A 13,527-nucleotide genomic window follows, 5' to 3' on the forward strand; every position below is an offset into this window, starting at 1 on the left:
CTGACCAGAAGACCGTGCCAAGCCCACTCGCCTTCGCCAGGCTGGTACGCGCAAACCTCATGCACCGGCGACGCACCGATCGGCTTCTCGACCCGCCACCAGACAAACCCACAAACCAAAACCAGATGGCCTTCCAATGGCCGCAAATTTAAACCGGACAGTAGTGGAATTTGGGCGGGGGTGCCGATGAGCCGTTCATAAGCGAATCGGCACCTTGTTGCCGATGGCGCTATGTGGCCGGAACTTGTTGTAGTCTTGTGCGATATCCTATACGCGAAATCAGTGGCAATATCTGACCCGCTACGCTGAAGACGGCAGGATGTCGATCGACAACAATTTATTGGAACGCGATATCAGAGTTTTTGCCACTGGAAGGAAGAGCTGGCTATTTTGCGACACTGTCGACGGAGAAGGCAAGCGCCGTGATTTACAGCCTTATGCTGACCTGTCGCGCCTGGTTGCGACACATCTTCCCCGAACTGCCGCGTCGTCCCGGCGGCGCCGACATCAGCGACCTCCTGCCATTCAACTTCGCAAAAATCGCACCTGCCTGATCAAGGCCCATCGGCAAAAGCAGATCGCCGCTCATAGCGGCCGCGTCAACGCGCAGGGAAATACGCGCTTACCTTGGAATCTCGAAATTAGGCGCTTCGGCTCGCTTTTACATAAAAATATCGATTTATTTCCAACGATAAAGCAACGTCTCAGTGGCATACCGCCCAGCTTATTTTGCTCGGGGGCACAAAATGATTTTTGTTTCATGGTTCTATAGCAAGCGGCGTGTAATCCTCGATATTTGGCAGAGGTTCGCATCTGGTTGCGGAACGTTCGTGCTTTTGCTTTTCGCGGCCTCGGCCGCTGATTATGCATTTTCGCAACAGGGATATTGGTACGGTCTGTTTCTCTCGCATGTGGGGATCAGTTTCGTGCTACTGACACTCGCATATAATAGCTTTCAGTCATCGATCGGTGTCCTCGATTCTCGATTCGATGAACGACGTGCGGAGGGTTACGCTAGTGACATCCTGCCTGCGGTGGCGCCGTATGGAAAGCTCGTCGCGGTTGGTGCGATTGCCTGGCTGTTGGAGGATAACCGTGTGGCAATCGTTTTAATGTCTTACGCTGGAGCTGTTATCCTGCTGGGCTTCGTCTTGCTCGCAGTATTTCGATATTGCGGACATAAAGCTCCTGATTTTGTAAGGTTTATGTGCTTTCTATCTCTAAGCGTTCTCGGGTATGGTGCAGTTATTTCCGCTCTGAAAATTGCTGCAGGCCCGAGTTAGCAGACGTAAATTCAGAAAGCGAAGAAGTTTCTGAAGTATATGAGAAGTTCGTCGGGACTTTTCGCCCAATTATTAACTTGGTTTAGGGGTGTTTGCTTGGTTATGCAATTAGGGTTGGTTTGGCGGAACAAGAAGTAACGACTAGCATCAACTCGGTTTCAAGCGGCTAGGGTTTCTCAAAAGACTGAATATTGCGTCGCTGGGTTCAAATTGGCCGCCGATCAGGCCGCTGCGGCTTTGTGAAGGTCGAAAGGCAGCAGATCGGAGATGTCGACGTTCAGAATATCGCGCAGGTAGGCCATAGGTTCTACGCCGTAAACCCGACAAGTCAGCGATCGTTCCGTGCCCCTACTATCGGCTCAATCCAAGCCCGCGAGACCGGTTGAGTTGCTGTTTCATCGTATGGTCATGGCTGAGTTCTGCATGGCGTGTTCGATGCACCATGCGGGCGATTGTCTGGATCTGCTCGGCCTGCCTTGCGAACTCCGGGCGTGCTGCAAGCTCTTCGGCAATCCTGCGAGGATCGGAGCTTCCGAACCGCTGGGTGAGCGCTTCGGCCACCAGCTTTGCCTCATCGAGCGCGGCTCGGCCCTCAGGTAACGATCGCAGCTCTTTGATGAACTTGCTTCGCCTCTCGACCGGCATCTTCTCCATCTTCGCAAGGATTTCGGCACCGCGGGGCGTGAGGCCGGGCACCTCGATCACGTCACGCTTTTCGCGTTGCCATTGTTCGCTCGCGCGTTCTTCGCTAAGCCGGCGCTCCCATGCTTCGGAGACATAGCCGATATGGGCAGAGAGAGACCTGGCATATTGCAGCGCCTCTTTCCGCTCCTTGTTGTTTCCGAACATCCCCGACTTGCCACGTAGCTCCCCGAAGCGTTCTGGCTGCTCTGCCATGGCCTTCGCCATGATATTGCCGTTGCCTTCCTTCTCAGTCATCGCGGTGCGCAGTCTCGCGGCGACCTCGACCGGATCACGGAATACGTGTCGCACGAGAGATTCCACTGTATCGAATTGCTGATCGATGACGGACATTGCCCTCATCTGCGCCACCTCTTCGATGCTGCTTTCGTAACGGGTGATTGCTAGTACCAGCGGAGCTTGCTTACCGGTTTCCAGCAACGATTGCTGGCCGGCAGCTTCTGTGGGGGCAGGGGCGGCGCCGTCTTGCGACATGAGATCGGACCACCGGATGCGGCGATATCCTTTATTGTCTTCCGTCCGGTCGCCCTGCCGATTGCCATCAATTTTCCGGGCAAACTCATTGCGACGATCTTCGCGGCGAACAGGGCCGACCAGATCGCCGGCACGTTCCTCGTAAACCCGCTGACGCTCTGATGGCCGGTCCTGCTGCTCCCGCACCGGATGGGCCGCGCGGGACAAGAGCTCTTGACGCTCATCACGGGCGGAAGCAAGTTCAATCTCGCTTCTGAGCCCGAGCTTCTCCGCGATACCCCGCCGCTCGGCAAAGTCCCTGACATAGTCCAGCGTCGTTTCCTTCGCGCCGGAACGCGACAGGCGGTTTTCTAACTGCTGGTAGGCGAGTTCATCACCCTTGACGACACGCCATGCATTGCGCTCGGCCTGCGTACCGTCCGGAAGCCTGACAGGCGTGGCTCCTTCATGCTGTAGTCCGATCCTGTCTCCGATCTTTGCCGATGCATCTCGCATGGCCCGTTTGAGATCAACGCCCCACACCGTGTGCCGCTCGCCCTTGTCATTCTCCAGCGTCACAAAATAGCTTTCTCGCGCCTGGCGATTATGCTCGTAGGGCGCAACGCCGTGATCAACCAGCCGGCCCGCATTAGTGAACTCCTTTATGTCGGCATAGAGCTGCACGCTGTCGCGGTGCCTGGTCATGGCGACATAGGTCAGATGCCGATCCATGGTGCTGGATGCCAGCACAAAGGCGCGATCGACCGTCGCGCCCTGGTTTTTATGGATGGTCGCCGCATAGCCGTGGTCAATCGCCTGGTAGCTGTCCGTGGGAATGCTGACGCTATCGCCGCTTCGACCATCGAGCCGGGCGATGATCTTGCCCTTTTCGACATGCTCGACCGTGCCAAGCATGCCGTTTTTCACGCGGAGGTCGCGGTTGTTTTCGAGGAATATGATCCGGTCACCGGCGGCGAAGGCGCGTTTGCCGTTATTGGTCTGGAACGTGAGTTCTCCACCGTCCTCACTTTTCCCACGGTCCTCACCATCCCCACGGTCCGGGCCGGCGCTCAGCCCGGGGCTGCGCTTCAGCCTTTGTCTGCTTTGAAGTTCGGAACGGATGGCGGCATTGAGGGCGCGCACATCGGCACGGCGATGCGCCATGGCAACCCGGGTGCCATCGGCACGCTTCTCACTGTCGGCAACATAATCACGCACGATCTTTGCCATTGCCGCGTCGCGGCTTTCCGCAAAGTGAATGTCGCCGTGATCCCGGTAGGCGGCGAGGCCCTCGGCCGTCTTATGGGTCGCAAAGGCAACCGATGCCTGTCTCTGCCAATCATGGCGCTGGCGGCGAATGTCGGAAAGTTCGACATGGCCAATCTGCTCGGCAATCGCCCTGAAGGGTGCACCCGCGCCGATTGCCTGGAGCTGCTCGTGGTCGCCGACAAGAACGATCTTTGCACCGCGCTCTTCAGCCTCGCCGATGAACCGGGCAAGCTGCCGGCTTCCTACCATGCCGGCCTCGTCGATGACGAACACGTCGCTGCTGCCGATCATGCCCCGGCCGTGGTTCCAGCTGTAAGTCCATGACGCCAGGGTGCGGCTTTGAATTCCGGAACTTTCCTCAAGACCCTCGGCTGCCTTTCCGGCAAGCGCCGCACCATGGACCTGATAACCTTGAGCCTCCCACGCCTCACGGGCGGCTGCAAGCATGGTGGACTTTCCCGCACCAGCGAACCCGACCACAGCGGCGATGCCTTCAGGGGCCGTAACATGTTTGATCGCATGACGCTGTTCGTCCGACAATCCTGATGAAGGATCGCTCGCAGCCACCATTCCGCCAGAGCTTTTCCGGATTGAGCGATCCTGCCTTTCCATTGCACGCTCGACATGGCGGGGATCGACCCGATGGCAATGCGCCTGATGCAACCGCTTCGCCGACCGCGCCATCGCGAGTTCCAGATCGATCATCTCCCGCGTCGAATAGCGCGCATTGGAAACGTCACCTGTTTCAGGATCGATGCGCTCAGCCTGAAGCTCGACGAGCGCTGGTGATGCCATAACAGCCGCAAAAGCGTTTCGGAACGTTTGGGCGTCATCGTTAATATAGCGATGCAGGGTCCTGGCGATATCGTGTCGATCGAACACGCTCTTTTCATTGCTGATCAGCAACAAAACCTGTTCCGGTTTTTGGCGGATCAGTTCGGCATTTCGCCGTGCTGCCTTGTCATCCAGCCGGCCGCGCTCGACTGCTATCCCTCGCCGTTCCATCTGCGAGGCATGCACGCCCATATGCCCGGTCGGCGACAACTCGAGGCCGCGCTGAGCAAGGGAGCGATGATCGATGCGGACATCCAGACCTTCGCGTTGAAGCTGACGAATGGCGATGCCTTCCCATGACTGCCTGATAGCTTGAATCTGCATGTCGGTTGTCGCCATACCGTTTGCCAACAGCCGTGCGTTCTTGTGCTCAAGACGGGTCTTCTCGCCAAGGCCGGCTCTACCAACCTGCCGCGTCGTCATCAGCACATGCGCATGGTAGTTCCTGATATCACCATGCTCACCTGGCGAATGGATGGCAAAATCCACAGCCGCGCCATAGCGGTTTGCCAGATCCTGCGCGAAGGCGCGCGCAGCCTTCAGTCGCCCCTCTGGCGAAAGCTCACGCGGAAGCGCGATTTCGAATTCGCGGGCAACGCGGGCATCCTTGCGCTTTTCTGCAAACTCGGCAGCGTTCCACAAAGCCGAACGATCCAGGGCCCAATCGGCAGAAAGACCTTCCGGCAGCACGATCTCTTTATGCTCCACTCCCTCTTTGCGGGTGAAGTCATGCACGAGGCCGTCGCGCTGATTGGTGAGGAGAACCGCGCAACGGTAGGCGGCAGATGCCACAGCACTTCGGCCGGATGAGCGCGAGACAGGCTTGGTGCTGAGATGATAAATCGCCAACCGAAATCTCCGGTTCTCAAGGCGGAAATCAACGCTGATTTCCGCTGCAAGTCGTAAGTGCGCCCTTGTCTGTTTACCGGTGGCGACGCTAGCAACATCGAATAGGCATTTCGACTACTAAAAGTAGTAGTCGCCAACCAGTCATTGCTCGTGTTTGAATAGGGACACAAACGCATCAATTCGGGGAGGGCGATGGGCGCAGGCTGATCGCACGACGGAGGAGGGATAGGCGCCAAAGGAGGCCGGACGAGTGGAAGGAGATATTGCAGGCGCGGCGCGACAAACAGGAGCGCGCGCAGGCAACGCGCGGTGGATAGTCCCATAAGACAGGCATTCGATTGGCAGCTACCAAAAATCGGAGTTTTAAAGAAGTTTACAATGGCCCATACAAGATACCGTCCAGAAACGGAGCAGACATGAAGACCAGCCTTGAACATTTGCCGGAACGAAAGCAACGCGAGCTCGCGCGCGTTGTCGGAATTATTCAGGAAGAGTTTGCTGATCTGGTGGAGCGCTCGAAGTCTGACGCCAAGAAGGACGGGCGGATTTATAAAATCATCCTGTTCGGTTCATACGCCCGCGGCACATGGGTCGATGAGCCGCATACGTCGAAAGGCTATCGATCGGATTTCGATATTCTCGTCATTGTCAGCAACAAGGAATTGGCCGACCCGAAATACTGGGACAAGGCAACCGACCGGCTGATGTGGGACAAGGAGATCGAGACACCTGTTGGCCTCATCGTGCATGGCGCGCGCGAGATCAGCAATTTTTTGCATGATGGCCAGTACTTCTTCGTCGACCTCGCCCGCGAAGGCGTTGTTCTTTATGAATTCGACGACAGGCCGCTGGCAGAAGCGAAACCGCTCAGCCCTTCCGATGCACTCAGGGTGGCCGAGGAGCATTTCCGCAGGCATTTTCCTGATGCACAAACTTTCATCAAGTTGGCTGGCCATGCCCTGCAGGATAACAATACCAACATTGCTGCCTTCCAACTGCATCAGGCAGTAGAGACTGCCTACAATTGCTACCTCCTGACACTGACAAACTATTCGCCCGCGTCGCACAATCTCAAATTCCTGCGTGGACTTTCCGAAGGTCGTGACCACCGTCTGATTGACATCTGGCCGCGCGACCGTCAGCGATTTACCACTTGGTACAACATCCTGAATGAGGCCTACGTCAAGGCACGCTATTCGAAGCGTTTCGAGGTTTCCGAAGAGGCGCTCACATGGCTTCAGGAGCGGACGGCGGAACTTCACAAGCTGGTTGAGACGCTCTGCCGTGAGCACATCGAAAAGCTCAAACAGGCCGCGGGACAAGCCGCCGACTGAGCCTTACCGGTGACAGAATAATCCTGAGCTCAGGCAGCAGCCACCGCGGCGTCATGAACCACAGGGTCCAACAGACTCTCACAATCGCAATGTCGATCTCCTTATAGAAACAGGTCTGTCTTCCAGGAGCAAAGCCGTGGTCAACAACGGCAGTTCCGGTGCGACCGCAATCGAAAGGAACAATCGTGGCAAGGAAAACCATCGAACAGCGCCTGGCTGAACTGGATGCCCAACGGTCCGCGCTCAAGGCCCGTCTTTCGAAAACCGAGCGCAACAACGATATGCGCCGCAAGGTCCTGATCGGCTCACTCGTTCTGCGTTACCTCGAAACCTCGGATGATCAGGAGTTCAGCAAACAACTCGGTGAATGGCTGCGTCGCGAACTGCCGGGCTTTCTGACACGCGACAATGACAAGGCGCTGTTTGCCGACCTGATCGGACAAGGACTGACGGACAAGGGAGAGGGTGGCGACAGCGGGCAGGGTGCTCTATGACCCGAATAGGACTTGCTTGGGCCGCATTCAAGAACATGATGCGCGCTGCCGCGCAGGATCCGATTTGGGCATTTCTGGCTTTGCTTGCCATGCCCTTCCGGATCTGGAAACAGCTCGCCGGATTTCTCTTCATCCTTATCATCGTCACGTTTGTGATCGGCATGGGTGGCCGTCATTTCCTCGATCAAATGGGTTTCGGTCACGGCTCGCCTGTCTACATCATCCCAGGTGTCTTAACCCTGCTGGCGCTTGCCGTTATCACCTTCTGGTTCATTACCGCTCCACTGATTTTGCATTTCGGGGACAGTGACGATGAGACCCATGGCTCCGCCCGCTTTGCGACAGACAAGGAGATAGCTGCTCTTACCTTATCTGCTTCCGGCCTGTTGATCGGTCGTGATGTCAAATCGGGTAAGCCTTTACGCTATGATGGCCCGGCCCATCTCCTCACCATGGCGCCGACGCGTACTGGCAAGGGCGTAGGCACGATCATCCCGAACCTGCTGACTGCCGACCGTTCCGTGATCTGCGTCGATCCAAAAGGCGAAAATGCGAGGATCACTGGCCGTGCCCGCCAGAAATTCGGGCCGGTCCATGTGCTCGATCCTTTCGGGGTCACCGGCAGACGCTCGTCAGCCTTCAATCCCCTGGCCCTGCTTGATCCCCACAGCCTCGATGTCGCGGACGACGCCAGCACCCTTGCCGACGCTCTCGTGTTCGATGAACCGGGAATGGCGGGAGAGGCGCATTGGAACGAGGAGGCAAAAGCACTGATTGCCGGATTGTTGCTCAAGATTGTTGCGGCGGAACCTTTGCGACGCCGGCATCTTGCGACACTTCGCGACTATCTCACCCTTGCTCCTGAACAGTTTGCAGCGCTGCTCAAGCGGATGCAGGACAGCGATGCTGCGGGCGGTCTTGTTGCGCGCGCCGCAAACCGCCACCTCGGAAAATCCGACCGCGAAGCCGCAGGCGTGCTGTCGGCCGCCCAACGCCATACGCATTTTCTTGATTCACCGCGCATGACGGCCGTGCTCAGCCGCTCTGATTTCCGGTTTGCGGATCTGAAGCGCAACAACATGACGGTGTTTCTCGTCCTTCCCCCTGACCGCCTCTCGACCTATTCGCGCTGGCTGCGCCTGCTTGTCTCACAAAGCCTGATCGAAATGGCCCGCGATCCGGCAAAGCCGGCGGCACCGGTGCTTTATCTGCTCGATGAGTTCGCATCCCTTGGGCATCTGGCCCCTGTCGAACGTGCGATGGGTCTAATGGCGGGTTACGGTGTCCAGCTTTGGCCCATCCTTCAGGACATCCATCAGCTGCGTGCCACATATGGTCATCGCGCCGGAACTTTCCTGTCAAACGCCGGCGTGCTGCAGGTCTTCGGCGTCAACGATTATGACAGCGCCCGCCTCATCTCTGATTTGCTCGGACAGGAAACGGTCGTGTTCCAGACGATGGCGAGAGCGCTCGATTCCGATAAGACCGGAATTTCCTATAGCCAACAGCATACCGGCCGGCCGCTGCTCACCCCTGATGAGGTGCGCAATATGCCCGCAAAAGGACAGCTGCTGTTCCTGGCCGGGCAACGACCGGTTTTTGCTGAAAAGCTTGTCTATTTTTCCGATCCGGAGTTCAGGGGTATGTTCGACCCGGTCTAACGGGAAGCGTGACGAAAAGGCAGTCCGGCATCTGCATCGGACCTTGTATCGCAGGCCCTTGGATATCTTCGGAGCAACGAGAAGCGGATAGATGAGCCTTCGTCCAAATTGCAGCCATGCGGCGACGGTGGTATCGCGGCCGATGGATCGTTTTCGATCGCCCTAACAACGGAGTAATGACCTTGACAGGGCACCATAGGAGTCTAGACGGGGCTTCGTGATCATCTTGGGAGTATAGACATGAAAACGCTGGCAGCCGTTTCGGCTTTTGTAGGCAAGACCTTTGCCGCCTGGGTCATCCTGTTCGCCGTGCTCGGCTTCTTTTTTCCGGATACGTTCAAGCAGATTGCGCCGTGGATCGTCACGCTTCTGTCGATCATCATGTTCGGGATGGGCCTCACACTTTCGGTCGATGACTTCAGGGAGGTCGTAAAAAGGCCGTTCGATGTGACGATCGGCGTGCTCGGCCAGTTTCTCATCATGCCGCTTCTGGCGGTGCTGCTCACCCGCATTATTCCCATGCCGCCGGAAGTCGCGGCGGGTGTCATTCTGGTCGGCTGCTGCCCCGGCGGCACATCGTCCAATGTCATGACCTATCTCTCCAAGGGCGATGTCGCCTTGTCCGTTGCCTGCACCTCGGTCACCACGCTTGCCGCGCCGCTGGTGACGCCGTTCCTCGTCTGGCTGTTTGCGAGCCAGTTCCTACCGGTTGACGGCTGGGCCATGTTCCTCAGCATCGTCAAGGTCGTTCTGGTTCCGCTCGCCTTGGGCGCCGCCCTGCAGAAGCTGCTGCCCGGTCTCGTCAAGACCGCCATTCCGGCATTGCCGCTGGTGAGCGTCATCGGCATCGTCCTCATCGTTTCGGCGGTGGTGGGAGGATCCAAGGCGTCCATCGCCCAGTCCGGGCTGATGATTTTTGCCGTCGTCGTGCTGCATAACGGGCTTGGCTATCTCCTCGGTTACCTCGCGGCAAAGGCAACGGGCCTGTCGCTTGCCAAGCGCAAGGCCATTGCGATCGAGGTCGGCATGCAGAATTCGGGCCTTGGCGCGGCACTTGCCACAGCCTATTTCTCGCCTCTCGCTGCGGTTCCGAGCGCCATTTTCAGTGTCTGGCACAATATTTCCGGTGCAATACTGGCAAACTGGTTTTCCGGCCGTGTGGACGCAGGCTCCGCCAACAAAGCCGCCTGAAGCTCACCATCTGTCAGGCCGCCTGTCGTTCAGGCGGCCTGACCCTGCCTTAGAAAGGCATAGTCTGGCGTGTTACGGCCGGTGGATTAAGCCGGGCAAACCCCTCCTGGCGCTGATACGGGAAGTGCGGATAGGGAGCAGTCGTCGCGCTTGCCTCGTCCAGCTTCGCTACCTGTGCGGACGTCAATTCCCATCCCACGGCATCGAGGTTCTGGCGAAGCTGTTCCTCATTGCGTGCGCCGATGATGACCGTGGAAACAGTGGGGCGTCTGAGCAGCCAGTTGAGGGCGACCTGCGGAACCGTCCTGCCGGTTTCTTGCGCGACAGCGTCGAGCGCATCGATTGCGCGGTAGAGATGTTCATCATTAACCGGCGGGCCGAAGCTGGCGGTCTCATGCAGGCGGCTGCCTTCGGGCAGCGGCGTGCCACGACGGATTTTTCCAGTCAACCGTCCCCAGCCAAGCGGGCTCCAGACCATTGCGCCAAGACCCTGATCCGCGCCGAGCGGCATCAGATCCCATTCGTAATCCCGGCCGATCAGGGAGTAATAGACCTGGTTGACCACATAACGCGGCCAGCCATATCGGTCCGCGACGGCAAGAGATTTCATGATCTGCCAGCCTGAAAAATTCGAGACGCCGGTATATCGCACCTTGCCGGAGCGGACGAGCGTATCGAGCGTCGACAGCACCTCCTCAACCGGTGTGAAGGCATCGAAGGCATGGAGCTGAAGGATGTCGATATAGTCGGTCTTTAGGCGGCGGAGGGCGTCATCCACCGCGCGCAGCAGCCGGAAGCGGGACGAGCCCGCCTCGTTCGGCCCGTCGCCCATCGGCAGGCTGGTCTTGGTCGAGATCAGAACGCTGTCGCGCCTTCCCTTGACGGCTTCGCCGAGCACTTCCTCCGATGCGCCATTGGAATAGACATCGGCGGTATCGAACAGGTTGACGCCGGCTTCCAGGCAAATATCGATCAGGCGCCGGGCTTCCTTGGCGTCTGAATTGCCCCAGTTGCTGAAGAGTGGGCCGGAGCCGCCGAAAGTTCCGGTGCCGAAACTCAAGACCGGCACTTTCAGGCCGGATTGGCCGAGATGGCGATATTCCATGGGGCGTTCCTTTGTTGCTTCGAAATGGTCGCGGGCGGGGCTCTGGTAGCGCCGCGCTCTGTCCATCCCGTCATGATCTGGCAGATGAAGATTGCGATGCGTTTCAATCGCTGTCTGAAGATAGACGCTCGCTCTTCAATGAAATAGAATGCCGAAAATACTATCACTTGTGAGATGAAGTCATCATGGCGCGACTGGAGATCAACAGGGCAGGGGAGATGGAAATCTTCGTGCGGGTCGTCGAACTCGGCGGTTTTTCCCGCGCGGCCGCGGCGGCGAACATGACGCCTTCGGCGGTGAGCAAGCTCATCGCACGGCTGGAAGGCCGCCTGGGCGCGCGCCTGCTCAACCGTTCCACCCGGCAGCTTCAGATCACGCCCGAGGGCTGCGCCTTCTATGAAAGGGCCACCCGTATCCTCGCCGATCTCGAAGAGGCCGAACGCGCCGCCGGTGAGGGGGAGCAGCCTGTCGGCCGCGTGCGGATCAACACCAGCGCTTCTTATGCAACGCATATTCTTGCGCCCATCCTGCCACGGTTTCTGGCGCTTCATCCGGGCATCAGGCTCGATATCGTCCAGACGGATATGGTGGTTGATCTTCTTGCGGAACGCATGGATGTGGCGGTGCGCGCCGGGCCGCTCAAGAGCTCAACTCTCGTTGCCCGGAAACTCGGTGAGACAGGGATGATCATTGCTGCCGCCCCGGATTATCTGGAGCGCTGCGGCGTGCCGCAAACCATCGCCGATCTGGAAGATCACAATCGGCTCGGATTCGGTTATGCCCGGTCAGTAGACGGGTGGCCGTTGCGCGATGCCGGAAAGACCGTCGTCATTCCGGCGACGGGGCGCGTGCAGGTCAGCGACGGCGAAGGCCTTCGCTGTCTTGCCCTTGCCGGTGTCGGGCTGGTTCGCCTTGCCGCCTTCACAGTGCGGGAGGATATCGCCGCCGGCCGGCTCATATCGGTCCTTGATCACCTCGATACGGGTGAGACGGAGATGTTTCATGCCGTTTATGTCGGCCAGCGCGGACCGCTTCCCGCCCGCATCCGGGCCCTGCTCGATTTTCTCGGCGAGCACGGGCGAGTAAAATGACCTTCCGATTGCATAGCAAGTCGCGGCGGGGATGAAGACGGCAGGCGGCTGAAAAAAGAACGTCCGGCTGACCGGACGCCTATGGTCTCAGACTGGACAGCGTGAAGGCGCCAGCCGATTTCAGCGAAATGTGTGTCTCGCCGGCAAGTGTGCTTGGTATCGCGCCGCAAAGGCTGCCCGTCGTTACGACATTGCCCGCCTTGAGCATCTCGCCGGTGTTGAATGCCGCATTGGCAAAGGCAACCAGCGGCGCGAGCGGATCACTATTCGGATGTTTTACCCTGGCATCGAACAGCGATACCGACCCCTCGGTAACGATAAGCTGCGGCAGGTTCTCGCCATTTCCGGCAAAGACATCCACGATGTGCTTATCGACTTCCGGGCCAATGACGAAACCGTGGTTGGCGAGGCGATCCGCGAGAAAAAGCGGAAACGGCACCTGATTTTTCTCCACCAGCCTGTAGCGGAGAAGTTCAGCACCAAGGTGGACCTTGTCGATAAATCCTATGAGGTCCTCCCTGGTCAGCGGTCCCGCCGCCGCCGCGGGAATATCCGCCGAAAGCGTAAAGCAGATCTCAACCTCGATGCCTTCGGTGCCGTCATGGGGAAAAGAAGCGGCATTGGCTTCATCGACCCGCACACAATCGAACATGGGCGCCCCTATGGCCTCGCCATCCGCGCGGATAGCAAGTTTCCAGCCGGCAACAGGTTCGGCCCGGCTTTCAGCAAAAGCCCGCTGGACCGCCATAGCCTCTCCAAGCGTAGCAGGAATGAGACCCTCCGCCTGCACCGCCGCCAGAGAAATCTTCGCCCCCTCGCGGCTCGCTGTGATGAAGCTTTCCGCCAGTTTTTCGATTGCCACCATTGCGTCCATGGTCCCCGTTTGTTCTCGAACGCCAAAATGTTGTCACGATTTGACGTTCACTGCCAAGGCCATCAATGCCGGGTTTGACAACATCGCCGACATTAAGGATGTGCGGGCGAGGGGGGCATTGTAGAGCCAGTACGCTGCGTCGCATGCCGCGGGCTTTATGAGAGAGCAAATTATAGTGTTTATGGTTGACAGCGTCACAAAACATAAATTCAAGCGTTTGCTTCTGGGTTTCCTTAGCGTATTCGTCCCTACCACGACGTAGAACAGAGAGTTGAGGCATGACATTGCAATTTCCGAGCATCGCGCAGACGCTTGCCGAAGAGATCGGAAGATTACGCAAATGGCTGGATGAGGACGCCCTGCCCCTGTGGTGGGAGGCGGGTTCGG

At 58.2% G+C, this 13,527-nt stretch carries 9 protein-coding genes and 2 pseudogenes; 8 read left to right on the forward strand and 3 right to left on the reverse strand.

What is annotated here, in order from left to right:
- The 3 genes and pseudogenes from PH605_RS24940 to PH605_RS24950 all read left to right on the forward strand — a co-directional run.
- A pseudogene (locus PH605_RS24940) lies at positions 1–152 on the forward strand (IS4 family transposase); the annotation flags it as partial.
- A gap of 107 nt (positions 153–259) precedes the next feature.
- Positions 260–554 (forward strand): annotated as a pseudogene (locus tag PH605_RS24945) (IS66 family transposase); the annotation flags it as partial.
- A gap of 192 nt (positions 555–746) precedes the next feature.
- Positions 747–1,283, forward strand: coding sequence for a hypothetical protein (locus PH605_RS24950; RefSeq protein WP_142846664.1), 537 nt, complete (start codon positions 747–749; stop codon positions 1,281–1,283).
- A gap of 351 nt (positions 1,284–1,634) precedes the next feature.
- Here the strand turns inward: PH605_RS24950 and traA are convergent, their stop codons facing one another.
- A complete protein-coding gene (traA, locus tag PH605_RS24955; RefSeq protein ID WP_142846663.1) occupies positions 1,635–5,390 on the reverse strand; it encodes a Ti-type conjugative transfer relaxase TraA in 3,756 nt (1,251 codons plus the stop codon).
- A gap of 416 nt (positions 5,391–5,806) precedes the next feature.
- Between traA and PH605_RS24960 the strand changes: the two genes are divergently transcribed.
- The 4 genes from PH605_RS24960 (at position 5,807) to PH605_RS24975 (ending at position 10,070) form a co-directional block, all read left to right on the forward strand.
- A complete protein-coding gene (locus tag PH605_RS24960) occupies positions 5,807–6,724 on the forward strand; it encodes a nucleotidyltransferase and HEPN domain-containing protein (RefSeq protein ID WP_142846666.1) in 918 nt (305 codons plus the stop codon).
- Between the two features lie 185 nt (positions 6,725–6,909).
- Entirely contained in the window at positions 6,910–7,218 is a 309-nt protein-coding gene (locus PH605_RS24965; RefSeq protein ID WP_113326666.1) for a mobilization protein, read from the forward strand.
- Entirely contained in the window at positions 7,215–8,879 is a 1,665-nt protein-coding gene (locus PH605_RS24970) for a type IV secretory system conjugative DNA transfer family protein (protein ID WP_142846661.1), read from the forward strand. The genes PH605_RS24965 and PH605_RS24970 overlap by 4 nt, the downstream gene beginning before the upstream one ends.
- 240 nt (positions 8,880–9,119) lie before the next feature.
- On the forward strand, positions 9,120–10,070 hold the full coding sequence (locus PH605_RS24975; RefSeq protein ID WP_142846659.1) for a bile acid:sodium symporter family protein: 951 nt from the start codon (positions 9,120–9,122) through the stop codon (positions 10,068–10,070).
- Between the two features lie 49 nt (positions 10,071–10,119).
- On the opposite strand, the gene PH605_RS24980 is transcribed toward PH605_RS24975, so the two are convergent.
- Positions 10,120–11,175 carry an aldo/keto reductase gene (locus PH605_RS24980; RefSeq protein WP_142846657.1) on the reverse strand — a complete coding sequence of 352 codons (1,056 nt, stop codon included), beginning with the start codon at positions 11,173–11,175 and terminating at the stop codon, positions 10,120–10,122.
- 185 nt (positions 11,176–11,360) lie between these two features.
- Between PH605_RS24980 and PH605_RS24985 the strand changes: the two genes are divergently transcribed.
- The gene (locus PH605_RS24985) at positions 11,361–12,266 is read left to right on the forward strand and encodes a LysR family transcriptional regulator (RefSeq protein ID WP_142846655.1); all 906 of its coding nucleotides are present in this window, start codon (positions 11,361–11,363) and stop codon (positions 12,264–12,266) included.
- Between the two features lie 79 nt (positions 12,267–12,345).
- On the opposite strand, the gene PH605_RS24990 is transcribed toward PH605_RS24985, so the two are convergent.
- Positions 12,346–13,131 carry a 2-keto-4-pentenoate hydratase gene (locus PH605_RS24990; RefSeq protein WP_161988029.1) on the reverse strand — a complete coding sequence of 262 codons (786 nt, stop codon included), beginning with the start codon at positions 13,129–13,131 and terminating at the stop codon, positions 12,346–12,348.
- Positions 13,132–13,527: the final 396 nt, after the last annotated feature.

This window comes from Agrobacterium sp. CFBP 3001, assembly GCF_027871605.1.
Classification (GTDB): domain Bacteria; phylum Pseudomonadota; class Alphaproteobacteria; order Rhizobiales; family Rhizobiaceae; genus Agrobacterium; species Agrobacterium leguminum.

Bases quoted from the DNA above. Each gene is read 5' to 3' on its own strand.
- PH605_RS24975 (WP_142846659.1), top strand. From the start codon at position 9,120: ATGAAAACGCTGGCAGCCGTTTCGGCTTTTGTAGGCAAGACCTTTGCC.
- PH605_RS24980 (WP_142846657.1), bottom strand. From the start codon at position 11,175: ATGGAATATCGCCATCTCGGCCAATCCGGCCTGAAAGTGCCGGTCTTG.
- PH605_RS24960 (WP_142846666.1), top strand. From the start codon at position 5,807: ATGAAGACCAGCCTTGAACATTTGCCGGAACGAAAGCAACGCGAGCTC.
- PH605_RS24985 (WP_142846655.1), top strand. From the start codon at position 11,361: ATGGCGCGACTGGAGATCAACAGGGCAGGGGAGATGGAAATCTTCGTG.
- PH605_RS24950 (WP_142846664.1), top strand. From the start codon at position 747: ATGATTTTTGTTTCATGGTTCTATAGCAAGCGGCGTGTAATCCTCGAT.
- PH605_RS24970 (WP_142846661.1), top strand. From the start codon at position 7,215: ATGACCCGAATAGGACTTGCTTGGGCCGCATTCAAGAACATGATGCGC.
- PH605_RS24990 (WP_161988029.1), bottom strand. From the start codon at position 13,131: ATGGTGGCAATCGAAAAACTGGCGGAAAGCTTCATCACAGCGAGCCGC.